Genomic DNA, 24,459 nt, shown 5'->3' on the forward strand with positions numbered 1-24,459 from the left:
ATAGATTCACGACTGGCCGGACCGTAGTGGCCTGGCCGGCCGCGGGGCAAGCGCGCGGTGCTCCCGAGCGGCGGTGGTCGCGGCGGTCGCGGCGGCACCGGCGGCGGGCTCGCGCTTCGGGCGGAGCACCGTCGCGGCCAGGGCCAGGCCCGCCGCGGCGATGCCCGTGGCCACCCAGAAGGCGAGGCGGTAGCCGTCCGCCGTGGCCGCGACGGTCTGCTCGCCGTCCGCGAGCAGACCTTCCGTGCGGCTCGCGGCGAGGGTGGTCAGGATGGCGAGGCCCAGTGAACCGCCCACCACCTGCGTGGTGTTGAAGAGCCCGGAGGCCAGACCCGTGTCCTCCTCGCGCGCCCCGGACATCGCGAGCCCGGTCACGGCGGGCATGGCCGCGGCGAACCCGGCGCCGAGCAGCAGCATCGCGGGCAGTACGTCGATGACGTACGAACCGTCGGCGGGCAGGCGGCCGAGCAGCGCGAGCCCGGCCGTGATGAGGACCAGGCCGCCGAGGACGGAGCGGTAGGGGCCGAAGCGGCCGATCACCTTGGCGGACAGGCCCAGCATCAGGACGCCGATGGCGATCGGCGCGGGCAGGAACGCGAAGCCCGTCTTCAACTCGCCGTAGCCGAGCACCCGTTGGAAGTAGAGGGCGCCGATGTACTGGAAGCCGAACATCCCGGCGATCATCAGGATCTGCACCGCGTTGGCGCCGGTCAGGACGCGGGAGCGGAAGAGGCGCAGGCGCAGGAGGGGGCGGGCCGTGCGGGACTGGCGTACGGCGAAGGCCGCGTACAGGGACAGGGAGAGCGCGGCGAGCGCGAGGGTGACGGGAGTGCCGTGCTCGGCGGAGCTGACGATCGTGTAGACGGTGAGCATGAGCGCGCCGGTGATGAGCGCGGCGCCCGGGTAGTCGGCGCCGCCCGCCAGGCCCGTGCCGCGGTCGTTCGCCAGGACGCGCAGGGCGGCGACGAGCGCGATGACCCCGATCGGCAGGTTGATCAGGAAGATCCAGTGCCAGTTGAGGGTCTCGGTGAGCGCGCCGCCCAGGAACGTGCCGATAGCACCGCCCGCCGCGCCGACCGCGCTGAACACCGCGATGGCCTTGGCCTGTTCGCGCGGCTCGGGGAAGAGCGCCACCAGCATGCCGAGCACGACGGCCGAGGTCATCGCCCCGCCGACCCCCTGCACGGCGCGCGCCGCGATCAACAGGCCCTGGTCGGATGCCACTCCGCACAGCACGGACGCCGCGGTGAACACGGCCAGGCCCCACACGAACATGCGCTTACGGCCGATGAGATCGCCGAGTCGGCCCGCCAGCAGGAGCAGACCGCCGAAGGCGATGAGGTAGGCGTTCACGACCCAGGCCAGACCCGGTGCCGAGAAGCCGAGATCGCTCTGGATGGCCGGCATCGCGACGGTCACGATGTTGCCGTCGATGACCGTCATCAGCAGGCCCGAGGAGAGAACGGCCAGCGATGCCCATCGGGAGCGTGGTGAGGTGACAGTGGCGTTGGCCTCGGACACGGTGAAAACCTCCATGAACTGCATAGGTGCACGACTTGTAACGGGCTTCATCGTGCGTGACCATGGAGGCCGCGATAAGGAGGCACTTTCATGTCCCAAGGGAACACCGGTGTTACCTCCCAGGTGGTGAACGCGCAGGCGTGCCCCGTCCGGGAAGTTCTTGACAGGGTGGTGGGAAAATGGAGCGTCCCGATCCTGGTCGCCGCGGCCCACGGGCCCATCCGCTTCACGGAGTTGGAGCGCAGCATCGACGGCATCAGCCGCCGCATGCTGACACTGACGCTGCGGAACCTGGAGCGTGACGGCCTGCTCGCCCGGACGGTTCACCCGACGGTGCCGCCGAAGGTGGAGTATGAACTGACGCCGGTCGCCCAGGAGCTGCACGGCACGCTGCTGACCCTGACGGGGTGGGCGGAGCGGCACCGGGTGACGATCGCGCAGTCGCGGGCCGACTATGACGAGCAGCGGGGGCTGGTGGACGCGTAACCCACGCTTGACCCCCGCCGCTCGGTGAGCGGGCTGCCGGGTGCGCGGGGCTACGGCTTGCGGGCCACCGCTCCGTACGCGTCGACCGGCGTCGTGTCCTCGGACTCCGGGCGCCACCGGGTGACTTGGGAGACGCCGGGCTCCACCAGCTCCAGGCCGTCGAAGAAGCCGCCGATCTCCTCGACACCTCGTACGTGATAGGGGATCGCGCCGCTCTTGTTGTACTCGTTCGACGCCGCGATCATGCCCTCGCTGGTGGCGGTGCTGTCGCTGATCACCAGATAACTCCCGGACGGCAGACCCGCCATGAGCCGGGACACCAGCTCGCGTGCCTGCTCGTAATCGGCAACGTGACCAAGGGTGTTGAGGATCATCAGGGCGACCGGCCGGGTGAGGTCCAGGGACGCGCCCGCCGCCTGAAGGATCGCCTCCGGCTCGTAGAGATTCGCGTCGATGTACGCGGTCTCGCCCTCGGGCGTGCTGGTGAGCAGGGCGCGGGCGTGGGCCAGGACGAGCGGGTCGTTGTCGACGTACACGATGCGCGCGTCCGGGGCCACGCGCTGGGCGACCTCGTGCGTGTTGTCGGCGGTCGGCAGGCCCGTGCCGATGTCGAGGAACTGGCGGATGCCCTGCTCCGTCGCCAGATGGCGCACCGCGCGGCCGAGGAAGTGCCGGCTCAGGCGGGCCACGTCGACCAGGCCGGGGTGGATCTCCTTGATGTGGTCGCCGAGTTCGCGGTCCTTCTCGTAATTGTCCTTGCCGCCCACGAAGTAATTCCAGAAGCGCGCGGAGTGCGGTGTGCTGGTGTCGATACGCGCGCGTATGTCCGCGGCGGCGTCGGCTTGGGGGTTGCTGTCCGACACGGGGCCTCCTGGGTGGGATGATCGGGCGTGCTTGGTACTTGAAAGAACGATCACCCGCCAATCTAGTTCCCGAGGCCGGGACAGGGGGCCCAACTCCCCTATCCGCGACGGCTGGTCGGCCAGTGGCCGTGCCGGTCAGAGGCCGATCACGCCCGGGTCGTCGGCCAGCGCCCTGAAGTACTCGCGCGGGTCCGCCACCATCTGCCGCGCCTTGAGGTCGAGCAGGCCGCCGATGCCGGTCAGGGTGGCGGCCTCGGTGCCGTCCGCCTTGCGGATGCTCTGCTCGATGCGGAACGTCTTGCGCTCGCCCCATACGAACTCACAGGTCACCTCGACCTCGTCGCCCGCCCGCAGCTCGCTGTAGTAACGGATGGTGTTCTCCAGGGCGACCGGGCCCACGCCCTTGCCCAGGAGATCGGCCTGGTCGATGCCCGCCGCGCGCAGGACCGACCAGCGGGCGTGCTCGGCGTACTGCAAGTACACGGCCTGATTGAGGTGACCCTGCGAGTCCGTCTCGTACCCACGGACACTCATGCTCACGGAAAACGGCTCCGCCACGACATTCCCTTCAACGGTTCATTCATCGGAACAACTTCAAGGCAGCAACTGGCGTGGGATGTCAGCGCATTCCGCCCCTCGGGGGTGAGGCGAGCAGATAGCGCGGGCCGTTCGCCCGCTCGGCGTGCTCGCTGACCTGCCACCCCGCCGCCTCCAGCGCCGCCGCGCAGGCCGCCAGCCTCTCCCGCACCCCCTCGCGTACGACGACGGCCTCGGGCTGCGGGGTCTCGCCCACGCGATAGCCGTCAGGCCCCGGCGGGCACCCCGCGGCTTCCAGGGCGAGGGCCGCGGCCTGCACCAGATGCGTCCGCTCCCAGGCGCAGGGGCGGTCCCGCGCCCCCTCCGGGTTGGTCATGCGGCGCATCTCCAGGAGGCCCTCCCAGGCGCTGCGCACCTCACGGGCGCGGGCGGGACCGTCCGAACCCGGGGGTGGTGTGGCCTCGGCGCCGGTGCGGGCGGCGAAGAGGCCGGTGGGAGCGGGGGCGGGAGTCTCCTCGGCGGCGGGCTGGCTCCCGGCGCCGCCGTGCTCCCGTATCCGGTGGCCTGTGGGTGTCAGGAAATAGGCGTGCGGTGGCCGGGGGTGCCGGAAGGCGAGGCGGTGCCGCACGAGCGCCGACAGCTGCGCCTCGCTCCCGGTCAGCCGTCCGGTGGCGGGGTCCGCGGCCTCGATGACGCGCAGCTGAGCGGCCGTCGGAGGCTTGGCCATGAGTCCACCTCTTCTCCCAGGTTCTGTTCCCTGGTTCCGATAGTGCCTCCTGCCACTGACAACGGCCGCCGGACCTCAGGTGTCCGCGCCCCGCCGGGTCAGCGAACTGTTCCCGTGGCGAGGTCGACCACCCTCTCGGCGATGAGGTCGAGCACACGCCGGTCGTCGTCGGCGGTGCCGCGCTCGCCGGGCGTGCCGGGGTAGGTGTCGAGGAGGACGTCCGTGGCGCCGAGTTCCGCGAGCGTCTCCAGGTCGGCGCGGAGCTGGTCGGGGCTGCCGTGGCCGAGGGGGCGCTCCGCGGTGTCCGGCTGCGGGGCGAGCCGGATCTGAAGGCGCGGCACGAGGTCCGGCGCGGGGCGCCCGGCGGCTTCGGCCTCCGCCGCGATCCGGGGCAGGGCGGTCCGCAGGGCTTCGAGCGTCGGCATGAACGGGTGCCAGCCCTCACCGAGGCGGGCCGCGCGGCGCTGGGCGGCGGGGGAGTTGCCGCCGACCCAGACGGGCAGGGTGGCCGCGGGAGCCGGGGCGGTGTAAATGCCCTCGTAGGAGACGTAGCGCCCCTCGAAGGAGGTCGTCTCCTCGGTCCAGGCGGCGCGGATCGCCGCGAGGTACTCGTCGGTGATGGCACCACGCTCGTCGAACGGCACACCCAGCGCCTCGTACTCGGCACGGGACCAGCCGACACCGGCGCCGAGGATGAAACCGGCGTCGTTGAGCTGGTCGATGTTGGCGGCGAGTCGGGCGGTCTGGAGGGGGTGGCGGTACGGGATGACGGTGATGGTGGTGCCGAGGCGAAGGCCTGGGACGCGTGCCGCGAGGTGTGCGGCGAGGAGGAACTGGTCGTAGAACGGGGCCGGATAGACCGTGTGCACGTCAGGGGTGACGGCTATGTGGTCGGAGATCATCACCGACCCGAACCCGAGGTCACGCGCGTCGGTCGCCTGCCGGACGAGGGAGTCGGGGGTGGTGCCGGAGCCGAAGTTGAGGAGATTCACGCCGTATCGCATGACGCCAAGTCTTGATGATCTTGGGTCCACGTGTCGAACCGGGGTCCGGGGCGTGGCGCAGGCCGGGCCGGCCGGGAGCTCCCGGCCGGCCCGTACTTCCCCGAGCTTCCCCTCGTACTTCCCCCGAGGATCCGCTACTTGCTCATGGCGAACCGCATCAGCGCCTGCTCGTCGCCCTGCTTGATCTTCCCGGTCTCGTTGATGACCTGGAGCTTCCAGGCGGAACCTTCCCGGACCGCCTTGGCCACGGCGCAGCCGTTGTCGTTGGTCAGCAGGCTCGGCCAGATGTCGGCGACCTGCGAGGTGCTGCCGCCCGTCGCGTCGTACACCTTGAAGCTGATGTTCCGCGCGTTCTGGAAGGCGCTGCGCTTCTTGTACGCGGCGGCCACGAACACGATGGACGTGATGTTGTCCGGTACGCGCTCGAACTCGACGGTCACCGTCTCGTCGTCGCCTTCGCCCTTGCCGGTCTGGTTGTCCCCGCTGTGCACAAGCGAGCCGTTGCCCAGCGGGTCGAGCGAGTCGAGACCGGCGAGGCGCACCGGGTCCGCCCCCGCCATCGCGATGGCGATCAGGTCGAGGTCGGTGCCGGCCTTCTGGCGGAGCTTGCCGAGGACACCGCCGCTGCTGCCGACGGTGGGGTCCCAGGAGACACCTATGGACAGACGGGTGACTCCGCCCAGATCCGCCGGTCCGTCTTCCTTCTTGAGCGTGATCATTCGCGATCCTTTTTGATGGTGAGACTGCTATATGAGACAGAGTGTGCCTGGCTCACTCGCTACTCAGCCACCATGGGAGGCGTTGGCCCCCACCTTTTCGGGGATTCACGGACGGACGTTCCAGCTCGCGAGGACCGGACGCCCGTGCTCGGTGCTGAGCCGGCTGACCGTCCCCGTCGCCAGCTGGAACAAGGCCCCGCCCGTCACCGGCAGTCCGAGGCGCCGTGCCGTGAGCACCCGCAGGAAGTGGGAGTGCGCGAAGAGCAGCACGCTGCCCTCGTAGTTGGCGAGGGCCGCGTCGACCTTGGCGAGCATCCGGTCGGCACGCTCTCCGACCTGCTCCGGGCTCTCACCGGGGTGCTCCGCGGGGCCGGCGGCCACGCCGTCCGTGAACAGGAACCAGTCGGGGCGGGTGCGGTGGATCTCCACCGTCGTGACGCCTTCGTACGCTCCGTAGTCCCACTCGCTCAGATCGGCGTCGACCCGGGCGTCCGCGAACCCCGCGAGCCTGGCCGTGTCCCGGGACCGCTCCCGGGGACTCGTGAAGGCAGCCCCGACCCGGAACCTCTTGAGCAGCGGCGCGAGACCGAGCGCCTGGTCCCGGCCGTTCTCGGTGAGGGGAATGTCCGTCCAGCTGGTGTGCTGACCCGTGAGAGCCCACTGGGTCTCACCGTGCCGGACGAGGAGCAGGTCACCCATGGCGCAAGGACTCCTGAACGCTGTAGAAGGTTTTCAGACAGTGCCCACGCTATGCCCGCGGCGATTAGTTTGCCCGACCCGCCCGGTCCAACTGTGATCGACGAGACGTATCGACGAGATATCGAGATATGAGGAGAGCCGCATGGATCAGCTGCTGAGAGTCCAGAACTTCACCGTCTCGCAGGACGGGTACGGTGCAGGCGAGCCCCAGACCCTTGAACGGCCGTTCGGTCATGCAGACCCCGGGGAGATGTTCGCCTGGTGCGGCGCGACGGCGAGCTGGCTCATGCGCACCGAGCCCGGCGGCAGCCGGGGCATCGACGACTACTTCATGCGCGACTACGCCCACAACATCGGCGCGGAGATCATGGGCCGCAACAAGTTCGGGCCCCAGCGCGGGCCGTGGGAGAACCACGACTGGCGCGGCTGGTGGGGCGACGAGCCGCCGTTCCACACCCCGGTGTTCGTCATGACCCACCACAAGCGTCCTTCGTACACCCTCTCCGACACCACCTTCCACTTCGTCGACGGCGACCCGGCCACCGTCCTCGAACAGGCGAAGGAAGCGGCACAGGGCAAGGACGTCCGGCTCGGCGGCGGGGCCACCACCATCCGGGAGTTCCTCGACGCCGACCTCGTCGACACCCTGCATGTGGCGGTCTTGGGGGTGAAGCTCGGGTCCGGCGCACGCCTCTGGGAGTCGCCGGACGAGCTGCGCGACCGCTTCCACCTCGATGTCGTGCCCAGCCCCAGTGGAGTGACGCACCACCTGTTCTGGCGGAAGTGAGTCAAGGGCCCCGGTGGCGGCCGGATCAAAGATTATGGTCCGGCCACCACCGGGGCCTTGGGCGTCTGAGGGTCAGCCCCCCGCAGGCACCCGTGACGGCCGACCGGAGCCGCGCGTCAGGCAGTAGCCCCCGATGCCCGCGAGCGCCCCGAGCACACCGCCGCCCGCGGTCCACAGCCAGCGCGACGACCACCAGCCGGACGCCCAGCCGTCCTCGGGCTCACTGGACGCCGCCGCCATCTTCGTGCCGATACCCGGCACCAGCGGCTCCGCTAGCGCGCCGTCCACCGCCTGCGCGCCGCCCGCGTCGGTCGACGTGACCTTCGTCGCGGCCCGCATCGGCAGGCCCAGATCGTCCGCCTTGAGGCCGGTGACCGTCAGGCGTACGTAGTACGTGCCGGGCAGCGGGTCGTTGGCCCACGGCTCGGAAAAGGCGCGCACGGTGCGCAGCGTGCAGGACAGCTCGACCGTGGCGGCGTCCTGCACGGCCGTCTTCGTCTGCGCGCCGAACCGGCACGCCTGGCGGCGCCGCAGCCCGTCGTACACATCGACCTGCCAGGTGGAATCGCCGTGCCGGGCGGCGGCATCGGGCAGCTTCACCGTGGCGTGCACGGTGGGGCGCTGCCCGGTGTCCGCGGGGAACGACCAGTACAGGTAGTCGCCGGTGGACGCCTCGGCCGTGGCCTCCTGGTCCGGCCGGATCGTGGTCGCCGTGCGGAAGGACGTACCCGCCTCGGTCGGCGCGGCGGCCTCGTCGTCACCGTCGGAACTGTCCGAGCCGTCGGCGTACGCCGCCCCGGCCGTCCCGGCGAGGGCGAGCAGCGCCGCACCGGCAAGCACTCCGGCCCTGCTGAACACACGTGTCGTACGCATCAGTTGGTCCTCCAGACCGCGAAGCGCCAGCGGGAGACCCAGCCCCAGACCAGACCGGCGATGAAGCCGGCGAGGATCAGTGTGCCGAGCAGCCACCAGCCGTTGCCCAGGCCGAACGACGCCACGTCAGAGGCCTCGTCGGGCGCGTCCACCAGGTCGACGGACAGCTCGACGGGCAGACCCGGAGTCGTCTTCACGGAGGAAGGCGCCGAGAAGGAGTTGCTGACCCGCAGACACACGGTCTCGGCGGCAGGCTCGCCCTCGTCACCCCCGTCGCCCTCGTCGTCGTCCGACTCCGCCTTCGGGTAGCGCAGCCCGGTCGAGATCACGTCCGTACGCCCGTCACCCGCCTCCGCACCCCGCACGATCTCGCGTCCGTGCGCGGTCGAGGCGCGCAGCAGTACGCCGTAGTCCTGGTCGACCGCGCGGTCGGCGGCGACGCTCACCGAAGCGCGCAGCTCCTGACCGGGCTTGACGTCGACGCGGTACCAGCGGTGCTCGCCGAACTTCTCGCGGTCGGTGTAGACGCCCGCGTTCAGCTGCGGCGCCTCGGAGCACTGCGCCGCGCCCTTCGCGGCGACCGGAGTGGCGACGGGGTCCGCCGCGCGGTCCACCAACTGCTTGACGCGGCCGGAGAGTTCATCGGTGTGCCGCACCGACGTGTACGTACCGCCGGTGGCCTCGGCGATGCAGCTCAGCTGGTCGCGGGTCTTGGCGTCCGGCACAAGGCCGAGTGTGTCGACCGTGAGGTGGATTCCCTCGGCGGCGATCTTGCGGGCCACCTCGCAGGGGTCGAGCGGCTGGCAGGTGTCCTCGCCGTCGGAGATGAGGACGATGCGGCGGCTGCGCTCGGCCTCGTCGTCCTTGAGGTCGTCGGCGGCCTTCAGGAGCGTGGGGCCGATCGGCGTCCAGCCGGTCGGCGCCAGTGTGGCCACCGCGGTCTTCGCGTCGGTGCGCCCGGCGCGGTCGAGCTCCGCGACCGGGTAGAGGAGCTCGGTGTCCTTGCAGCCCGTCTTGCGGTCGTCGCCGTGGTAGTTGGCGCCCAACGTCCGTATGCCGAGCTGGACTTCGTCCGGCGTGGCGTCGAGAACCTCGTTGAACGCCTGCTTCGCCGCCGCCATCCGGGACTTGCCGTCGATGTCGCGGGCCCGCATGGACCCGGAGACGTCCAGTACCAGCTCGACCTTGGGGGAGGGCCGTGCCGGGGCTTCTTCGTCGGCGGTGGCGGGGGCCGCCGTGCCGAGCCCGGCGGTCAAGGCGGCGAGCAGGGCGATGGCCCCGGCCGCCAGCCGATTTCTTGTGATCATCGCCGGATCTTATTGATCTTGGCGTGCATACCCAAACCGGCAGGTGGGTATCAGCCTTCACCGCCTGCCCCGGCCCCCACCCGAGCCCCCCCCGGGGCTCACCGCCTCAGCGCACGCCCCCCGAACGCCCCGCCCCCGTCGGCCTCCTTCCACCACGTCTCCAGTGCCGTCTGGTCCATCGACCGCCACGGCGGTGTCTCCTCGACGAGCGCGTGCCCGAGGCGCCGCCCCAGATCGACCATCGCGCCCCCGGTCACGGTGCGGTCGGTGTCGTACGTGTCCAGCGCGTCCGGCCAGGTCGTGGCCGTGGCGAAGGCGGACTCCAGGACCGTCGCGTCCTGCAGCGCCTTGACCGCCCCGGCCCCGGTGTGGGGCCGGGCGACGGTGGCCGCGTCGCCCATGAGGAGCACGCGGTCGAGGGTGTAGCGGGGAGCAGTGAAGTCGTACATCGGCTGGAGGAAGAGCTCATCGGGAGTGGTCGTACGGACGAGGTCGCCCCAGTATGGCGGCAGCAACTCATCGCACACGTGCGTGAGATGAGAGGCGAGGGCCTCCGTGAGGCCGCCCGGTGGCAGGCTGGTCGGGGCGGTGAGCCGCAGATCGAGGCCGAGCCCCAGGTCGAGGCCGGGCGGCGGCGCCGTGTAGAGGACCCAGTTGACGCGGTGACCGCCGGTCCCGTCCGGGATGCGGTAGACGATGAGATGGCCGCCGGGGAAGACGGCGTACACGCAGTCCTCCTCGGCCCACAGCTCCGGATCCGGAAGCCGGTCGGCGGGGAAGGCGCCCCGCCAGGCGAGATAACCGGCGTACGCGGGACGCACGGAGTCGAACGCCGCCGCCCGCACCACGGAGCGGTATCCGTCGGCGCCGATCACGAGGTCCACGCGCTCGGTTCCATCGGCGGTGTCCAGCTCGGCGCCCTCGCGGCCAAGGCGCACCGACTCCACCGCGACACCCGACCGGAAGGCCACGGCCTCCGGCACGCGGCGGCGCAACTCGCGCCACAGAGGGCCCCAGTTGTACGTACGGAAAGGGAACGGCATCTCCCCGATCTCGTACCCCAGCGGCCCGGAGGCCGCCGCCCCGTCCCGTACGTACCAGCGCCGCCGCTCCAGCTGGACCCACGGCATGTCCGCGTCCAGATAGCCGGCGGAATCCAGCTCCGCGTAACGGGAGTTGTGCACCGCGAGCCCGACACCGCGGTCCGCGAGATGACCCGCGGCCCGCTCATACACCGTGATCTCATCGGCGCCGCCGCGGTAAGCGGCGAGTGCGGCGGCGCATCCTGCGATGCTCCCGCCCACGATCGCGACCTTGCCTCCACGCATCATCGCGCCATCCTGGCAGCAAGGATGACCCTCTGTCAGCGCAGGGACACCCCGCGTCCGGCGAAGAACGGTTCAAAGGCCGAAAGTGACAGGTCAGCGGTCCGGGACCGCGCGTCGATGCCCGAGGGGTTGTGCAGATGCAGACCGCCGTCCGGGGTGCGCCCCGTGACCAGTACCAAATGGCCGCCCCTGCCGGGCGATCGCCGGTGCGGGCGGCGGATCTCGTAGTGGACGGAGACCATGACGGAACGGCCCGCGTCGAGCAGGCCGAGGACCTCCTCCACCGTGAGATGCCGGTGCACCTCGGCGTCGAGCTCGTGCACGTCACGTACGTACTCCGCGAACGGGGCGTAGATCAGCCCGCGGATCGTGCCGTCGCCGTCCTCGGTGTACGCGCCGTACTTCAGCGCCCCGTCCCGCAGCTCGAAGAGCGAGGGCGCGGACGGGCCGAGCGCCATCCGCAGGCAGGTCAGGCCGCACAGATGGCCGCACCAGCGCGCGTAGTCGTCGAGTGTCGTGGCGCCCGACTCCGCCCAGGCCGGGTCGGCCGCCCGGTCGAGATCCCCGTACACGATCCGCTCGACGAGGTCGGGCGAGGCGAACTGGGTGAGGGAAGGGACCTGGCAGGTGGAGCAGTAAGACACGCGACCCCCGTCGTCATGCGGCACTACTGGCGGTATCCGCTGAGGAAGCGGCCGATGCGGCTGATTGCCGCGTCGAGGTCGTCAGCGTAAGGGAGCGTCAGGATGCGGAAGTGGTCGGGACGCGGCCAGTTGAAGCCCGTGCCCTGGACGACCTGGATCTTCTCCTGGAGGAGCAGGTCCAGGACGAACTTCTCGTCGTCGTGGATGGCGTGGACCTTGGGGTCCAGACGCGCGAAGGCGTAGAGCGCGCCCTTGGGCTTCACGCACGAGACCCCGGGGATCTCGTTCAGCTTCCGCCACGCCATGTCGCGCTGCTCGTACAGCCTGCCGCCGGGAGCGGTGAGCTCCCGGATGGACTGCCGGCCGCCGAGCGCGGCCTGGATGGCGTACTGCGCGGGGGCGTTGGGGCACAGCCGCATGGAGGCGAGCATGGTCAGCCCCTCCAGGTAGCTCTTCGCGTGCTGCCGCGGGCCCGTGACGACCAGCCAGCCCGAGCGGAAGCCCGCCACGCGGTACGTCTTGGAGAGCCCGCAGAAGGTCAGGACGACGAGGTCGGGGGCGAGGGAGGCGACGCTGTGGTGCACGGCGTCGTCGTACAGGATCTGGTCGTAGATCTCGTCGGCGAAGACCATCAGACCGTGGCGGCGCGCGAGGTCGAGGATGCCCTCAAGGATCTCCTTCGGATACACCGCGCCCGTCGGGTTGTTCGGGTTGATGATCACGACGGCCTTCGTACGGTCCGTGATCTTCGACGCCATGTCGTCCAGGTCCGGATACCAGTCCGCGGACTCGTCGCACGTGTAGTGGACGGCCTTACCCCCGGAGAGGGTCGTCACGGCGGTCCACAGCGGGAAGTCCGGGGCGGGGATGAGGACTTCGTCGCCGTCCTCCAGGAGGGCCTGGACGGCCATGGTGACCAGCTCGGAGACGCCGTTGCCGAGGAAGACGTCGTCCACGGAGACCTCGTCGAGGCCGAGCGCCTGGTAGCGCTGGGCGACGGCGCGCCGGGCCGAGAGGATGCCGCGTGAGTCCGTGTAGCCGTGCGCCTGGGGGAGCATCCGGATCATGTCCTGGACGATCTCCTCGGGCGCCTCGAAGCCGAAGAGCGCGGGGTTGCCGGTGTTCAGGCGCAGGACGCTGTGGCCCGCCTCCTCCAGGGCGTTGGCGTGCTCGATGACCGGGCCCCGGATCTCGTAACAGACCTCGCTGAGCTTGCTGGACTGCCGGAACTCCATGCGCTGTGCCTCCCGTGACGTGAGTTACTTGGTTTTACCAAGCGGGAGCTTGGAAAGTCCAACAACTTCCATAGACTGTGCCGCATGGGTCACATGTCACCTGCCGCCAGGTCCCGCCGAAGCTATGACCAGTACTGCGCAGCCGCCCGCGCCCTCGACGCCGTGGGCGACCGCTGGACCCTGCTGATCGTCCGCGAGCTCCTGGCCGGACCGCGCCGCTACACCGACCTGCACGCCGATCTGCCCGGCGTCAGCACGGACGTCCTGGCGTCCCGGCTCAAGGACATGGAGCGCGAGGGCCTGACGACGCGCCGCCGCCTTCCCGCGCCCTCGGCGGCGTACGTCTATGAACTGACCGCGCGGGGCCGCGAGTTGCTGCCGGTGCTCCAGGCGCTCGCCACCTGGGGCGCGCCCGCCCTGAAGGAGCGCAGGCCCACGGACGCGGTCCGCGCGCACTGGTTCGCGCTTCCGCTGCTGCGGTCCCTTTCGGGGCTTGCCGCCGAAGGCGTGGTGCAAGTCAGCCTGGACGAGGGCGAGTTCCATGTACGGGTCGGGGGCGGGGGAGAGCCCTGCGGCGACGGCCCGGCGCTCGCGGAGCCGGACGCCCGTCTGGTCCTCGATGCCGAGACGTGCGTGGAGGTGAGCCGGGGCGTGCTGACCGTGGGGGACGGGGTGCGGGCCGGACGCATCGGGCTCTCGGGCGAGGGAGTCCTCGCGAAGGCGCTGCGGGAGTCCTGAGGACGCCGTCGCACGGGTGCCGTTGCAGGCCCCATCCGGGGGGTTCAAGCTGGGAGTGCGGGGGTTTCTTCCCTGGACCCTGGCGGTCCCGGGCTGGAGGAGTCATGACGGCGAAGAAGCGGGAAGACGCGCCGGTCGAGATCGAGGGCGACGGCGTGGAGATGCGCCTGAGCGAGATCGGCGGCGACCTGTCGGTGGCGTTCATACGGTTCGCCAAGGGCATAGACATGGCACCCGCCCTGAAAGGCCTGCCGGACGACCGGTGCCAGTGCCCCCACTGGGGCTATCTGCTCAAGGGCAGGCTGAAGATGAGCACGGCACACGGAGACGAGATCTACGAGGCCGGGCAGGCGTACTACTGGGCGCCGGGTCACGCACCCGAGGCGCTGGAGGACTGTGAATACATCGACTTCTCGCCCACGGAGAAGTTCCGCGTGGTGCTCGACCACGTGAAGGCGCAGCGGGGCTGACGGGGCTCCCCGGCCGGCGCGCCCGCTGACTATGCTCGCTTCATGCCGGACGAAGAAACGCGGGGCCTCGAAGAATGCTGAGAAGGGTCACCGCCACCCGTTACGTCGAGCCGCTGCGGACCGGCGGCTCCGTGCCCGGCGTCGTCGAGGCCGATGATCTGGGGACGTACGTCGTCAAGTTCACCGGGTCGGCCCAGGGCCGCAAGGCGCTGGTCGCCGAGATCATCGTCGGCGAACTGGCGCGCCGTCTCGGCCTGCGCTTCCCCGAGTTGGTCCTGGTCCACTTCGACCCGGCGGTCGCGGCGGACGAGCCGCACCAGGAGGTCCGGGACCTGCTGCACGCGAGCGCCGGACTCAACCTGGGCATGGACCTCCTGCCGGGGGCCGTGGACTTCACCCCGGAGGCGCTGGACGTGGACCCGCTGGAGGCGGGCAAGGTGGTGTGGCTCGACGCCCTCACCGCGAACGTGGACCGCACGGTGCACAGTTCGAACCTGATGGTCTGGCCCACGTTCGGCATCCAGCGGCCGAGGCTGTGGCTGATCGACCACGGGGCGGCGCTCGTCTTCCACCACCGGTGGGGCGCTTCCGCACCCGACAAGGCGTACGACTTCCGGCATCACGCTCTCGGGGGGTACGGCCCCGACACGGCCGCGGCCGACGCGGAACTGGCGCCGCTTGTCACGGAGTCCGTGCTCCGCGAGATTGTCGGTCTTGTGCCTGACGCGTGGCTGGCATCCGAGCCGGGGTTCTCGTCCCCAGCGGAGGTGCGAGAGGCGTACGTCGCCTTTCTGCTGGCGCGTGTCCGTTCCTCCGCAGCCTGGCTGCCTACGGATTTCCCCGGCCGGGGAGAGCTTGCCGCTGCTGATGCGCTGCGCGCCGCGAGGACCGAGCGGGGGCGCCCGGCCTGGCTGAAGCGGGTCCCGGACCTGCATGGGAAGCCTGCAGCGGAGCAGGATTGGTCGCGGCACATCGGGTAGCCGCGGGTCCGTCGTGGCTGGTCGCGCAGTTCCCCGCGCCCCTGAGGGGCCCCTGACGGGGCCACGACTGAGCCCCCGGCGCTGTGCGGTGCCGGGGGCCTGGTCGTGAACCGCGTACGGGAATCAGCGCAGCTGCTCGTATGCCGGGAGCGTCAGGAAGTCCGCGTAGTCCGCGTCCAGGGAGACCTGGAGGAGGAGGTCGTGGGCCTGCTGCCACTTGCCGGCCGCGAAGGCCTCCTCGCCGATCTCGGCGCGGATGGCGGCCAGTTCACCGGCGGCCACCTCACGGGCGAGCTCGGCGGTGGCGGTCTTGCCGTTCTCGAAGACGACGCCCGCGTTGATCCACTGCCAGATCTGCGAGCGCGAGATCTCGGCGGTGGCCGCGTCCTCCATGAGGTTGAAGATGGCGACGGCACCGAGGCCGCGCAGCCAGGCCTCGATGTAACGGATGCCGACCTGGACGGCGTTGACCAGGCCGTCGTACGTGGGCTTCGCGTCGAGGGAGTCGATGGCGATCAGGTCGCCGGGCGAGACCTTGACGTCCTCGCGCAGGCGGTCCTTCTGGTTCGGCTTCTCGCCGAGCACCGCGTCGAAGGACTTCATGGCGATCGGGACCAGGTCCGGGTGCGCCACCCACGAGCCGTCGAAGCCGTCGCCGGCCTCACGGTCCTTGTCGTTCTTGACCTTCTCGAAGGCGACCTTGTTGACCTCCGCGTCCTTGCGGGACGGGATGAACGCGGCCATGCCGCCGATCGCGTGCGCGCCGCGCTTGTGGCAGGTGCGGACGAGGAGTTCGGTGTACGCCCGCATGAAGGGGGCGGTCATCGTCACCAGGTTGCGGTCCGGCAGGACGAACTTCGAGCCGCCGTCACGGAAGTTCTTGACGATGGAGAAGAGGTAGTCCCAGCGTCCCGCGTTCAGGCCCGACGCGTGGTCGCGCAGCTCGTAGAGGATCTCCTCCATCTCGTACGCGGCCGTGATCGTCTCGATGAGGACCGTGGCGCGGACGGTGCCCTGCGGGACGCCGACGTAGTCCTGGGCGAAGACGAAGATGTCGTTCCAGAGGCGGGCCTCCAGGTACGACTCCGTCTTCGGGAGGTAGAAGTACGGGCCCTTGCCGAGCTCGATCAGGCGCTTGGCGTTGTGGAAGAAGTACAGGCCGAAGTCGACGAGCGCGCCCGGGATCGGCGTGCCCTCGAACTGCAGGTGGCGCTCGTCCAGGTGCCAGCCGCGCGGGCGCATCACGACGGTGGCGAGCTCGCCCGCGTCCTTGAGGGCGTACGACTTGCCGGTGCGGTCGTCCGTGAAGTCGACGCGGCGCTCGTAGGCGTCGGTGAGGTTGAGCTGGCCCAGGATCACGTTCTCCCAGGTGGGCGCGGAGGCGTCCTCGAAGTCCGCGAGCCAGACCTTGGCGCCCGAGTTCAGGGCGTTGATGGTCATCTTCCGGTCGGTCGGGCCGGTGATCTCGACGCGGCGGTCGTTCAGGGCCGCCGGGGCCGGTGCCACCTTCCAGGAGTCGTCCGCGCGGATGGCCGCGGTCTCGGGAAGGAAGTCGAGCGTGGAGGTGCGGGCGATCTCGGCGCGGCGCTCGGCGCGGCGGCTGAGGAGCTCGTCACGGCGGGGCGTGAAGAGCCGGTGCAGCTCGGCCACAAAGGCGAGGGCCGCGTCGGTGAGGACCTCCTCCTGCCGCGGCAGAGGCTCCGCGTCGACGATGGCCAGCGGGGACTGCGCTGGTGCGGACATGAGCTGTCACTTCCTTCAGCGAGCTTCACAGGTGGTGCCGTGGTGGCCGCCGGGCAGTCGCAGTGACACTCAGTGCCACAGGAGCCGAGATACGGCCGTGGGCCCCACTTGAGGGAACGGGTGCTTCTGAACAGTGGATACTAGTTTCCTCATAGTGGAAGTTCAATCGTCTGTTGATGTCGAGATTCTCTTCATCGACAGAACGTGTCGCTGAGTGCCACGCCCGTCACTCAAGGTGGACCAGGTCGGCGGGCGTATCGATGTCGTATGCACGGGCCACGTCCCCGCACTCGACGAGCGTGATCTCCTCGGCGTGTTCCTTCAGATAGGCGCGCGCCCCGCGGTCACCGACCGCGCTCGCCGCGATGCCCGCCCAGTGGTCCGCGCCGAAGAGGACGGGGTGGCCGCGCTCTCCTTCGTACGCGGCTGCCGCGAGGGTGTCGGGCGAGCGGTAGGCGGCGTACACGCGGGCCATGGCGGCGGGCCCGATCCCCGGCTGATCGACGAGCGAGACGAGGGTGGCGTCCGCCTCGGTGGTATGGAGGGAGGCGATCCCGGCCCGCAGCGACGAACCCATCCCCTCCTCCCAGTCCGGGTTGTCGATCAGTACGCAGCCGGGGAGCGAGGCCTTCTCGCGTACGGCATCGGCGTCCGCCCCCAGGACCACGTGCACGCGCGTGCAGCCGCCCTCGCGCAGGACGCGGACCGCGTGTTCCACCAGGGGCCGCCCGTGGTGGTCGAGGAGCGCCTTCGGCCGGCCGCCGAGGCGTCGGCCGCCGCCCGCGGCGAGGAGAAGTCCGGCGATCATCGGTTTCGTCATGCTTCCTGCATACCGCACCGGCGAGTCCGTCGGACTTTCAACAACTGAGGCGGTGTCTTCCGGCCAGAAAGTGGCGCGTCCCGGTTCCTGTGGCGTTTACTGACCCGCGTCCCCCTGGTGTCTGACCAACGCCGCGCGGGGCCGACTGGAACCGCAAGAACCGCAGAAACTGCACGAACTGCACGAACTGCACGAGAACATCCGCACGACGTCGTGCGAGGGGGAGAGCTGTGTTGCGGAGCATGGGGCAGAGACAAGTGACCGGCAGCGATGAGGATCCGCGCGTCGCGGAGTTGCGCACCGCGGTGTCGCGACTGCGCCGTGAGCTGGCCGCGCACCCGGCGGAGTTCCCCGACCGGGGCATCGCCGAGGACGAACTGGCGGCGCTGGCCGCGATGGCACTGAGCGGCGCCCCTGAGGTGCCCCGGCTGCGGCGGTCGCTGCTGCTCGTCGCGGGCGCGATCGGGTCGGTCAGCGCCCTGGCCATGGGGTTGGCGGCGGTCCGCAGCGCGGTGGAGCTCTTCGGCGAGCCGGGCGGCTCGCGCTACTGAGGGCCCTGCTCGCCGCGGTACTGCTGGAGGTATTCGTCGACTCGGTCGGCGACCCGGAGTGGCGCGAGCTCGCGCAGCGGGGGTACGCCGCCGGGCGTCAGGCCGCCCAGTGGCTCGCGTCCCCCACCCTCCCGTCCACCAACTCCACCACCCGGTCGGCGACAGCCAGCCGCGCCCGGTCATGTGTGACCAGGACCGTCGCCGTGCCCCACTCCTTCGTGAGCCTCCCGAGCAGCTCCATCACCCGCGCCCCGCGCTCATGATCCAGCGCACTGGTCGGCTCATCCACCAGCAGCACCGCGGGTGCGTTCATCAGCGCCCGTGCGATGCCGACCCGTTGGCGCTGGCCGCCGGAGAGCTGGTGCGGGCGCCGGTGTGCGAGTTCAGCGATGCCTACGGTGTGCAGCAACTCCCGCGCCCGCTCCCGCACTTCGGCCTTGCGCCGCCTGCGTCCTTGCCTGGCTCCGTCCAGGCGCGCCATCAGCTCCACCTGCTCCAGCGCCGTCAGGGACGCCAGCAGATTCGGCTGCTGGAAGACGATCCCCATCCGCCCGCGCCGAAGCTCCGCCCGCTCGGCGGCCGACAGCGACCCCGTCTCCGTACCGCCGACCACCACCCGCCCCCGGTCGGGAGTCACCAGCGTGGCCGCCACCGCGAGCAGGCTGGACTTCCCGGAGCCGGAGGGGCCGACGACCGCGGTGAGTGTCCCCGCGGGGACGTCGAGTCCGACTCCGTCGAGCGCCGTGAGCCGCCCCTCCCCGTCGGCGTACGTCAGGGTGATGTCTTCGAGGGACAGACTCATCGGGCACTTCCCAGCGCGGTCAGCGGGTCGACGGAAGTGATCCGCCGGACGGACAGGCCCGCGCCGAGCGCCCCGAGAGCGATCAGCACGGCGGCGGGCCACAGGATGGTCCGCGGTTCGAGTACGAAGGGGACGTCGCCGCCGCTGATGACGGAACCGGCCGCGGCGGCGATCCCTGTCCCCAGGGCCGTCCCCGCGGCGAGCATCAGCACCGCCTGCCCCAGCGCGTCCCGCAGGAGATAGGGCGTGGACGCGCCGAGCGCCTTCAGGACCGCGATGTCGCCGGCTCGCTGGATCGTCCACACGGTGAAGAACGCCCCTATGACCAGGGCGGAGATGACGAAGAGGAAACCGCGCATGAGCTGCAGCGAGCCGTTCTCCGCCTGGTAGGAGCCGAGGGCGGTGAGCGCGCCGTCCAGGGTCCTGGACTCCGTGCCCGCCGCCTTGTCGCCCGCGCCGATGTCGGCCCCGGCATCGGTCCGCAGCGCGATGACCGTGGCCTGCTCGGCCGTCGACGTACCCCGGTGACCGAGCGCCTGCCAGTCGTCGAGCGCCGTCCAGACGACGGGCGTGTGGCTGTACGAGGCGTCCGACGCGACCCGCGCCACACTCTCCTCGACCCGGCTCCCGCCCAGCCGCACCGTGTCCCCGGGGCCGGCGCCCAGGTCCGCCGCTGCCTTCTCGGAGAGCACGACCTCGCCCGGCGCGACGCCGGACGGCGCGATCCCGGCGTCCGGCTCGACCCCGAAGGCGGACACGGCGGCCGAGCGGTCACCGGAGGTGGCGTTGAGGGTGCTGATGCCGATGGGTTCGGCGGACCGTACGCCGGGGCGGGCCGCCCAGGTCTCCCAGGCGCGTCGGTCCACCTGGGAGTTGGTGAAGGAGACGGACTGGCCGCCGGGTGGCGCGGCGAAGGCGAGGCGGTCGGCCGGGAGGCCGGTGATGGCGGAGGTGTTCTCCTTGGCGAGCCCGGCGGTGAGACCGGAAAGCAGCCCCACGAGCAGAGTGATGAGCACGACGACGGCTCCCATCAGGGCGAACCGCCCTTTGGCGAACCGAAGGTCTCTCCATGCGACGAACATGCCCCCACCCTGCGTCGGCGCAGGGCTGCACGGCATCGCGCCACAGCACGCTTCACCCGAATCGAAGGGGGGAGCGCGTGATCAACCTTTCGGTTGACGGGACGCGGGGTCGCTGCGCATACGCTGGAAGATCCGATGAAGACCTTCGCAGCTCCGATGAACCGCTCCGGCGAGACCCCCACCGGCAAGACCCCCATCGAGCCCCCGCCCCGGACCACCCCCGTCGCCCTCGCCCTGCGGCTCTGTCTGCACGCGCTGCTCGCCGGGCTGCTCGTGCTCGCCGCGGTGCGGGCCGTCGCCGACGGCGGGTCGCGCGGTGGTTCTGTCGTGGCGGCCGTGGTCGCCATGGGAGGCGTCTACGCGGGCGGCACGCTCAGCCCGGCCGTGGCCCGCTCGCGGCGCGCGGCGGCCGTGTGGCTCGCGGTGCTCGGAGCCTGCTGGATCGTCCTGCTCGTGCTGTCGCCGGACGGGCTGTGGGCCGCCTTCCCCCTGTACTTCCTGCAACTGCATCTGCTGCCGGTGCGCTGGGCCCTGCCCGCCGTGGCCCTCACCGCAGCTGCCGCCATCGCCAGTTTCCTGCTGCACGGCTCTCCCGTCTCGCCCGGCAGCTTCATCGGACCGCTGCTCGGCGCGGCCGTGGCGGTCGCCACCGTCCTTGGGTACGAGGCGCTGTACCGGGAGAGCGAACGGCGCCGCGAGCTGATCGACGAGCTGATGGCCACGCGGGCCGAGCTCGCCGCCGCCGAGCGGACCGCCGGGACACTCGCCGAGCGCGAGCGCCTCGCCCGCGAGATCCACGACACGCTCGCCCAGGGCCTCTCCTCCATCCAGCTCCTGCTGCGCGCCGCGCAACGCGCACTGCCCGCCGGGTCGCCCGCCGCCCCGCACATCGAGCAGGCCCGCGCCGCAGCGCAGGACAACCTCGCGGAGGCGCGGCGGTTCGTCCGTGCCCTGAGCCCGCCCGACCTGGAGCGCGGCTCGCTGGCCGGAGCGCTCGAGCGGCTCTCCGCGTCCGCACCGCCCGGCTCGGACGGCTCGCACGTCGACGTCCAGTTCACGGTGAGCGGCACCCCCGCCGAACTCCCCACCCCGTACGAGGTCGCCTTGCTCCGCACAGCCCAGTCCGCCCTGGCCAACACGTTCCAGCACGCGGGCGCGGGGCGCGCGGAGATCACGCTCAGCTTCATGGACACGTCCGTGTCCTTGGACGTCGTCGACGACGGGCGCGGCTTCGACCCCGCGTCGGCGCCCCGCGGCGGGGACGGGGACGGGGACGGCGGGTTCGGGCTGCCCGCGATGCGGGCGCGGGCCCGGTCCCTTGGCGGGACGCTGAGCGTGGAGTCGGCGCCGGGACAGGGCACTGCCGTCGCGGTCACGCTGCCGCTTCCGACGGGCGCCGCGCTGTGAGCGCCGCCGCGCCCGCCCCCATCCGGCTGCTCCTCGCCGACGACCACCCCGTGGTGCGCGCCGGGCTGCGGGCCGTGCTCGACACCGAGCCCGACTTCGCCGTCGTGGCGGAGGCGGCGACGGCCGAGGCGGCGGTCTCGCTCGCCGCGGAGGGCGGTTTCGACGTCGTACTGATGGATCTGCAGTTCGGTGCGGGGATGCACGGCGCGCAGGCCACGGCGGCGATCACCGCGGCGGAGGGGGCGCCGCGTGTGCTCGTCCTGACGACGTACGACACCGACGCGGACATCCTCGCGGCGGTCGAGGCGGGGGCGGCGGGCTACCTCCTGAAGGACGCGCCTCCGGAGGAGCTGGCGGCGGCGGTGCGGACCGCCGCCGCGGGCAGGTCCGCGCTCGCCCCGGCCATCGCGCACCGGCTGATGGACCGCATGCGGGCGCCCGGGGAGGCGCTGACGGGGCGGGAGTTGGAGGTGCTCAGACTGGTCCGGGAGGGCCTTTCCAACCTGCAGATCAGCAAGCGGCTCTTCCTGAGCCAGGCCACCGTGAAGTCCCATCTGGTGCACATCTACGCGAAGTTGGGCGTCGATTCGCGCACGGCGGCGGTGGCGGTGGCGACGGCGCGGGGGCTGATCCGAGGCGGCGCGGGATAAGGGCCCGTCCCGGACGTCGGCACCGTCGTGTCAGTGATCCCGCGTGGCGATGCCGTCCAGCATCTGCTGTTGGTGCCGGTGGCCGATCGTCTCGTAGCCGATCACGGTGACGAAGGGGGCGAGCATGACGATGAGCAGGCACACGGCGATCGCGACACCGGCCGCGGACAGCAGGACCGCCGCGGCGAGCACGGCGAGCGTGAGGCCGATGAGCAGGAGGTGGAAGCGGTCCGCGGTGGAGAGCAGCAGGGTGTGCAGGAGATAGACCATCAGCAGGTAGAGGCCGACGGGGAGGGCAAGGGACAGGACGACGGCTGCGTCGCCGATCTTCGTGTGGTGCTCCAGGCGCAGGCCTGCCACGTGTAGTCCGGCGCCCGCTCCGGCGATGCCGATGTAGAGGGGGATGTGTCCGTAGCCGAAGAGGTATCCGCGGTTGCGGCGGTGGGTGAGGATGTCGCCGAAGGGGGTGGTGAAGTACACCCACCACATGCCGAAGGTCAGGCCGACTCCGGCCACGACGATGGCGACGGCGTTCGCGCCCCACCGCGTTCCGTCCGCGCCGCCCAGGAGTTCGCCGGACGAGGCGATGGTGCCGACGACCCCTTCGCCGAGGGTGATGATGGCGAACAGGCCGTAGCGCTCGGCGACATGGTGGGGATGCCAGGGAGTCCCTCCCGCGCCGCCCTGGGTGAGGAGCGGCAGTGCCAGTTCCAGCACCCCGAGCACGACGAACGCGGCCAGTACGGCGGCGAGCGGCAGCTCGGTGAAAGCGACGACGATCCATCCGGCCTGGGCGATCATGGTCCAGCGGATGTTGGCCGTCCCGACCTTGCGGAAGGGCGGAGACTCCCGGCCGGCGCGCCACCACTGCGCCACCATCGCGATCCGCATCACGACGTATCCGATCACCATCGCCCGCAGTTCGAGGTGGTCGCCCTCTTCGAGGGAGTGGAACATCGCGGGGAGGCCGAGGGAGAACACGACGACGCCGATCATCTGGAGCATCGTCAGGGCGCGGTAGAGCCAGTCGTCGGTGGCGAAGGCGGAGGCGAACCAGCTGAAGCTGATCCAGGCGACGCTGATGGCGAACATCGCGAGGACGAACGCGGTGATCGCCTGGATGGCGTGGCCTTCGGCGAGCATCTCGGCGAACTGGGATGCCGCGGTGCCGACCGCGACCACAAAGGTCAGGTCGAACAGCAGCTCCAGCGGCGAGGAGACCCGGCCGTGTTCCTCCGGGTCACGGCCGGTCATCGGTACCAGGCGGTGCGACAGTCCGCTCCCGCCGGCGGCGCTGGTTGCTTGGGAGTCACTCATGCGCCGCATGATGCCCGATGCGGCAGCACTGACCGGCGGGCGCCGCGCGGTCTCCGGCCCGTCGTGGGGCTCCCCCTGCTCTTTGAGAGCCTGGGGGAGTTCGAGGACGAACTCGGGGCTACCCGGCGGGACTAAGCCGCAGGACCCGAACTGGCCAGCGCCGCGGAGAGCTCCACCGCCACCTCCTGCAGCACCGGCACGATCTTCTCCACCGCCGCCTCCGTCACGCGGCCCGCCGGTCCTGAGATCGAGATGGCAGCCGCCGTGGGGGAGTTGGGGACCGACACCGCGAGGCAGCGCACCCCGATCTCCTGTTCGTTGTCGTCGACCGCGTAGCCCGCGCCGCGGACCACTTCCAGCGCGTCGAGGAAACCCTCGGGCGTGGTGATCGTCTTCTCGGTGGCGGCGGGCATCCCGGTGCGCGCGAGCAGCGCCCGTACCTCCTCCGGAGGAGTGTGGGCGAGCAGTGCCTTGCCGACGCCCGTGGAGTGGGGCAGCACCCGGCGGCCCACCTCGGTGAACATCCGCATGGAGTGCTTGGACGGCACCTGCGCCACGTACACGATCTCGTCGCCGTCGAGCAGCGCCATGTTCGCCGTCTCGCCGGTCTCCTCGACCAGGCGGGCGAGGTAGGGGCGGGCCCAGGTGCCGAGGAGGCGTGAGGCCGACTCGCCGAGGCGGATCAGGCGCGGGCCCAGCGAGTAGCGGCGGTTGGGCTGCTGGCGTACGTAGCCGCAGGCGACCAGCGTGCGCATCAGACGGTGGATCGTGGGCAGCGGAAGGCCGCTGCTGGCGGAGAGCTCGCTCAGGCCGACCTCGCCTCCCGCGTCCGCCATCCGTTCGAGGAGGTCGAAGGCGCGCTCAAGGGACTGGACACCACCGCTGGCAGCGGGCGGCTTGGAGGCGGCGACTTCGGTGAAGGCGTCGCTGGCGCTTGACGTCGGCACGGCGCAGTCCTTTCGGGGCTGACGGGCAAGGCAGCAGCCTACCGGGCGGTTCCCGCGAGGACCCTTGACCGTCCTGGCGTCTTCGCCGGTCAGGGCCCGCTCCCAGGACGGTCAGGGAGGCTTTGTCCGCTTCTTCGCGGGCACGCCCGGTGATCGTTCGACGGTCCGCTTGTGCGTAGCTACGTTCTGTTGTGCGGAATTCTAATTCCACTTTGTGGAAAC

The 24,459-nt window shown here is 70.9% G+C and carries 26 protein-coding genes; 8 read left to right on the top strand and 18 right to left on the bottom strand.

Annotated features, from left to right (window positions below; all coding sequences use genetic code 11):
- Nucleotides 1–6: 6 nt before the first annotated feature.
- Nucleotides 7–1,536, bottom strand: a complete 1,530-nt coding sequence (locus ACGFX9_RS12490; protein ID WP_393469134.1) for an MFS transporter — start codon at nucleotides 1,534–1,536, stop codon at nucleotides 7–9.
- Between the two features lie 75 nt (nucleotides 1,537–1,611).
- On the opposite strand from ACGFX9_RS12490, the gene ACGFX9_RS12495 reads away from it, so the two are divergent.
- Nucleotides 1,612–2,007 (top strand): winged helix-turn-helix transcriptional regulator, encoded by a 396-nt coding sequence (locus ACGFX9_RS12495; protein ID WP_393469137.1) that lies wholly within the window; start codon nucleotides 1,612–1,614, stop codon nucleotides 2,005–2,007.
- 50 nt (nucleotides 2,008–2,057) lie between these two features.
- Here the strand turns inward: ACGFX9_RS12495 and ACGFX9_RS12500 are convergent, their stop codons facing one another.
- The 6 genes from ACGFX9_RS12500 to ACGFX9_RS12525 all read right to left on the bottom strand — a co-directional run bounded on the left by ACGFX9_RS12500 (nucleotide 2,058) and on the right by ACGFX9_RS12525 (nucleotide 6,556).
- A complete protein-coding gene (locus ACGFX9_RS12500; protein WP_393469140.1) occupies nucleotides 2,058–2,870 on the bottom strand; it encodes an SAM-dependent methyltransferase in 813 nt (270 codons plus the stop codon).
- A 135-nt stretch (nucleotides 2,871–3,005) separates the two neighbouring features.
- Nucleotides 3,006–3,428 (bottom strand): acyl-CoA thioesterase, encoded by a 423-nt coding sequence (locus ACGFX9_RS12505; protein ID WP_393469143.1) that lies wholly within the window; start codon nucleotides 3,426–3,428, stop codon nucleotides 3,006–3,008.
- 61 nt (nucleotides 3,429–3,489) lie between these two features.
- A complete protein-coding gene (locus ACGFX9_RS12510; RefSeq protein WP_393469146.1) occupies nucleotides 3,490–4,134 on the bottom strand; it encodes a hypothetical protein in 645 nt (214 codons plus the stop codon).
- 98 nt (nucleotides 4,135–4,232) lie between these two features.
- A complete protein-coding gene (locus tag ACGFX9_RS12515) occupies nucleotides 4,233–5,138 on the bottom strand; it encodes a TIGR03619 family F420-dependent LLM class oxidoreductase (RefSeq protein ID WP_393469149.1) in 906 nt (301 codons plus the stop codon).
- 134 nt (nucleotides 5,139–5,272) lie between these two features.
- Nucleotides 5,273–5,857 carry a TerD family protein gene (locus ACGFX9_RS12520; RefSeq protein WP_393469151.1) on the bottom strand — a complete coding sequence of 195 codons (585 nt, stop codon included), beginning with the start codon at nucleotides 5,855–5,857 and terminating at the stop codon, nucleotides 5,273–5,275.
- A 105-nt stretch (nucleotides 5,858–5,962) separates the two neighbouring features.
- Nucleotides 5,963–6,556, bottom strand: a complete 594-nt coding sequence (locus tag ACGFX9_RS12525) for a histidine phosphatase family protein (RefSeq protein WP_393469154.1) — start codon at nucleotides 6,554–6,556, stop codon at nucleotides 5,963–5,965.
- Nucleotides 6,557–6,698: 142 nt separating this feature from the next.
- Between ACGFX9_RS12525 and ACGFX9_RS12530 the strand changes: the two genes are divergently transcribed.
- A complete protein-coding gene (locus tag ACGFX9_RS12530) occupies nucleotides 6,699–7,343 on the top strand; it encodes a dihydrofolate reductase family protein (RefSeq protein WP_393469157.1) in 645 nt (214 codons plus the stop codon).
- Nucleotides 7,344–7,415: 72 nt separating this feature from the next.
- Here ACGFX9_RS12530 and ACGFX9_RS12535 read toward each other — a convergent pair whose 3' ends face one another.
- The 5 genes from ACGFX9_RS12535 to ACGFX9_RS12555 all read right to left on the bottom strand — a co-directional run bounded on the left by ACGFX9_RS12535 (nucleotide 7,416) and on the right by ACGFX9_RS12555 (nucleotide 12,730).
- Complete coding sequence (locus tag ACGFX9_RS12535) at nucleotides 7,416–8,216, bottom strand: hypothetical protein (protein WP_393469160.1); 801 nt, start codon at nucleotides 8,214–8,216, stop codon at nucleotides 7,416–7,418.
- Entirely contained in the window at nucleotides 8,216–9,523 is a 1,308-nt protein-coding gene (locus tag ACGFX9_RS12540) for a VWA domain-containing protein (RefSeq protein WP_393469163.1), read from the bottom strand. Before ACGFX9_RS12540 ends, ACGFX9_RS12535 begins: the two co-directional genes overlap by 1 nt.
- Before the next feature lie 98 nt (nucleotides 9,524–9,621).
- The gene (locus tag ACGFX9_RS12545; protein WP_393470436.1) at nucleotides 9,622–10,851 is read right to left on the bottom strand and encodes an FAD-dependent monooxygenase; all 1,230 of its coding nucleotides are present in this window, start codon (nucleotides 10,849–10,851) and stop codon (nucleotides 9,622–9,624) included.
- 35 nt (nucleotides 10,852–10,886) lie between these two features.
- Nucleotides 10,887–11,495: a peptidase gene (locus ACGFX9_RS12550; RefSeq protein ID WP_393469166.1), complete on the bottom strand. Its 609-nt coding sequence runs from the start codon at nucleotides 11,493–11,495 to the stop codon at nucleotides 10,887–10,889.
- 23 nt (nucleotides 11,496–11,518) lie between these two features.
- Complete coding sequence (locus ACGFX9_RS12555) at nucleotides 11,519–12,730, bottom strand: pyridoxal phosphate-dependent aminotransferase (RefSeq protein ID WP_393469169.1); 1,212 nt, start codon at nucleotides 12,728–12,730, stop codon at nucleotides 11,519–11,521.
- Nucleotides 12,731–12,823: 93 nt separating this feature from the next.
- Between ACGFX9_RS12555 and ACGFX9_RS12560 the strand changes: the two genes are divergently transcribed.
- From ACGFX9_RS12560 to ACGFX9_RS12570, 3 genes are all read left to right on the top strand, one after another.
- Nucleotides 12,824–13,468: a winged helix-turn-helix transcriptional regulator gene (locus ACGFX9_RS12560; protein WP_393470439.1), complete on the top strand. Its 645-nt coding sequence runs from the start codon at nucleotides 12,824–12,826 to the stop codon at nucleotides 13,466–13,468.
- A 104-nt stretch (nucleotides 13,469–13,572) separates the two neighbouring features.
- Entirely contained in the window at nucleotides 13,573–13,938 is a 366-nt protein-coding gene (locus tag ACGFX9_RS12565) for a hypothetical protein (protein ID WP_393469172.1), read from the top strand.
- 74 nt (nucleotides 13,939–14,012) lie between these two features.
- Nucleotides 14,013–14,918, top strand: coding sequence for a HipA family kinase (locus ACGFX9_RS12570; protein WP_393469175.1), 906 nt, complete (start codon nucleotides 14,013–14,015; stop codon nucleotides 14,916–14,918).
- Nucleotides 14,919–15,041: 123 nt separating this feature from the next.
- Here ACGFX9_RS12570 and aceB read toward each other — a convergent pair whose 3' ends face one another.
- Nucleotides 15,042–16,661 carry a malate synthase A gene (gene aceB, locus ACGFX9_RS12575; protein ID WP_393469178.1) on the bottom strand — a complete coding sequence of 540 codons (1,620 nt, stop codon included), beginning with the start codon at nucleotides 16,659–16,661 and terminating at the stop codon, nucleotides 15,042–15,044.
- A gap of 226 nt (nucleotides 16,662–16,887) precedes the next feature.
- Complete coding sequence (locus ACGFX9_RS12580; RefSeq protein ID WP_393469181.1) at nucleotides 16,888–17,481, bottom strand: NTP transferase domain-containing protein; 594 nt, start codon at nucleotides 17,479–17,481, stop codon at nucleotides 16,888–16,890.
- A gap of 242 nt (nucleotides 17,482–17,723) precedes the next feature.
- Between ACGFX9_RS12580 and ACGFX9_RS12585 the strand changes: the two genes are divergently transcribed.
- Nucleotides 17,724–18,032, top strand: coding sequence for a DUF5955 family protein (locus ACGFX9_RS12585; RefSeq protein ID WP_393469183.1), 309 nt, complete (start codon nucleotides 17,724–17,726; stop codon nucleotides 18,030–18,032).
- A 97-nt stretch (nucleotides 18,033–18,129) separates the two neighbouring features.
- Here ACGFX9_RS12585 and ACGFX9_RS12590 read toward each other — a convergent pair whose 3' ends face one another.
- Both ACGFX9_RS12590 and ACGFX9_RS12595 read right to left on the bottom strand, forming a co-directional pair.
- A complete protein-coding gene (locus ACGFX9_RS12590; RefSeq protein ID WP_393469186.1) occupies nucleotides 18,130–18,834 on the bottom strand; it encodes an ABC transporter ATP-binding protein in 705 nt (234 codons plus the stop codon).
- The gene (locus ACGFX9_RS12595; RefSeq protein ID WP_393469188.1) at nucleotides 18,831–19,916 is read right to left on the bottom strand and encodes an ABC transporter permease; all 1,086 of its coding nucleotides are present in this window, start codon (nucleotides 19,914–19,916) and stop codon (nucleotides 18,831–18,833) included. The genes ACGFX9_RS12590 and ACGFX9_RS12595 overlap by 4 nt, the downstream gene beginning before the upstream one ends.
- 156 nt (nucleotides 19,917–20,072) lie before the next feature.
- Here ACGFX9_RS12595 and ACGFX9_RS12600 point away from each other — a divergent pair, with 156 nt between their 5' ends.
- Together ACGFX9_RS12600 and ACGFX9_RS12605 are read left to right on the top strand one after the other, a co-directional pair.
- On the top strand, nucleotides 20,073–21,323 hold the full coding sequence (locus tag ACGFX9_RS12600) for a sensor histidine kinase (protein WP_393470442.1): 1,251 nt from the start codon (nucleotides 20,073–20,075) through the stop codon (nucleotides 21,321–21,323).
- Nucleotides 21,320–21,973, top strand: coding sequence for a response regulator (locus ACGFX9_RS12605; RefSeq protein WP_393469191.1), 654 nt, complete (start codon nucleotides 21,320–21,322; stop codon nucleotides 21,971–21,973). Before ACGFX9_RS12600 ends, ACGFX9_RS12605 begins: the two co-directional genes overlap by 4 nt.
- 30 nt (nucleotides 21,974–22,003) lie before the next feature.
- On the opposite strand, the gene ACGFX9_RS12610 is transcribed toward ACGFX9_RS12605, so the two are convergent.
- On the bottom strand, nucleotides 22,004–23,227 hold the full coding sequence (locus ACGFX9_RS12610) for a low temperature requirement protein A (protein WP_393470445.1): 1,224 nt from the start codon (nucleotides 23,225–23,227) through the stop codon (nucleotides 22,004–22,006).
- A gap of 194 nt (nucleotides 23,228–23,421) precedes the next feature.
- Nucleotides 23,422–24,237, bottom strand: a complete 816-nt coding sequence (locus tag ACGFX9_RS12615) for an IclR family transcriptional regulator (protein ID WP_363308903.1) — start codon at nucleotides 24,235–24,237, stop codon at nucleotides 23,422–23,424.
- Between the last annotated feature and the right edge of the window lie 222 nt (nucleotides 24,238–24,459).

The sequence above is a fragment of the Streptomyces sp. NPDC048436 genome (genome assembly GCF_043200355.1).
Classification (GTDB): domain Bacteria; phylum Actinomycetota; class Actinomycetes; order Streptomycetales; family Streptomycetaceae; genus Streptomyces.

Coding starts and splice junctions, on each gene's coding strand:
- aceB (WP_393469178.1), bottom strand. CDS start 16,661: ATGTCCGCACCAGCGCAGTCCCCGCTGGCCATCGTCGACGCGGAGCCT.
- ACGFX9_RS12535 (WP_393469160.1), bottom strand. CDS start 8,216: ATGCGTACGACACGTGTGTTCAGCAGGGCCGGAGTGCTTGCCGGTGCG.
- ACGFX9_RS12495 (WP_393469137.1), top strand. CDS start 1,612: ATGTCCCAAGGGAACACCGGTGTTACCTCCCAGGTGGTGAACGCGCAG.
- ACGFX9_RS12610 (WP_393470445.1), bottom strand. CDS start 23,227: ATGACCGGCCGTGACCCGGAGGAACACGGCCGGGTCTCCTCGCCGCTG.
- ACGFX9_RS12525 (WP_393469154.1), bottom strand. CDS start 6,556: ATGGGTGACCTGCTCCTCGTCCGGCACGGTGAGACCCAGTGGGCTCTC.
- ACGFX9_RS12580 (WP_393469181.1), bottom strand. CDS start 17,481: ATGACGAAACCGATGATCGCCGGACTTCTCCTCGCCGCGGGCGGCGGC.
- ACGFX9_RS12555 (WP_393469169.1), bottom strand. CDS start 12,730: ATGGAGTTCCGGCAGTCCAGCAAGCTCAGCGAGGTCTGTTACGAGATC.
- ACGFX9_RS12510 (WP_393469146.1), bottom strand. CDS start 4,134: ATGGCCAAGCCTCCGACGGCCGCTCAGCTGCGCGTCATCGAGGCCGCG.
- ACGFX9_RS12545 (WP_393470436.1), bottom strand. CDS start 10,851: ATGCGTGGAGGCAAGGTCGCGATCGTGGGCGGGAGCATCGCAGGATGC.
- ACGFX9_RS12565 (WP_393469172.1), top strand. CDS start 13,573: ATGACGGCGAAGAAGCGGGAAGACGCGCCGGTCGAGATCGAGGGCGAC.
- ACGFX9_RS12530 (WP_393469157.1), top strand. CDS start 6,699: ATGGATCAGCTGCTGAGAGTCCAGAACTTCACCGTCTCGCAGGACGGG.
- ACGFX9_RS12590 (WP_393469186.1), bottom strand. CDS start 18,834: ATGAGTCTGTCCCTCGAAGACATCACCCTGACGTACGCCGACGGGGAG.
- ACGFX9_RS12490 (WP_393469134.1), bottom strand. CDS start 1,536: ATGGAGGTTTTCACCGTGTCCGAGGCCAACGCCACTGTCACCTCACCA.
- ACGFX9_RS12520 (WP_393469151.1), bottom strand. CDS start 5,857: ATGATCACGCTCAAGAAGGAAGACGGACCGGCGGATCTGGGCGGAGTC.
- ACGFX9_RS12595 (WP_393469188.1), bottom strand. CDS start 19,916: ATGTTCGTCGCATGGAGAGACCTTCGGTTCGCCAAAGGGCGGTTCGCC.
- ACGFX9_RS12515 (WP_393469149.1), bottom strand. CDS start 5,138: ATGCGATACGGCGTGAATCTCCTCAACTTCGGCTCCGGCACCACCCCC.
- ACGFX9_RS12585 (WP_393469183.1), top strand. CDS start 17,724: ATGGGGCAGAGACAAGTGACCGGCAGCGATGAGGATCCGCGCGTCGCG.
- ACGFX9_RS12560 (WP_393470439.1), top strand. CDS start 12,824: ATGTCACCTGCCGCCAGGTCCCGCCGAAGCTATGACCAGTACTGCGCA.
- ACGFX9_RS12540 (WP_393469163.1), bottom strand. CDS start 9,523: ATGATCACAAGAAATCGGCTGGCGGCCGGGGCCATCGCCCTGCTCGCC.
- ACGFX9_RS12570 (WP_393469175.1), top strand. CDS start 14,013: ATGCTGAGAAGGGTCACCGCCACCCGTTACGTCGAGCCGCTGCGGACC.
- ACGFX9_RS12600 (WP_393470442.1), top strand. CDS start 20,073: ATGAACCGCTCCGGCGAGACCCCCACCGGCAAGACCCCCATCGAGCCC.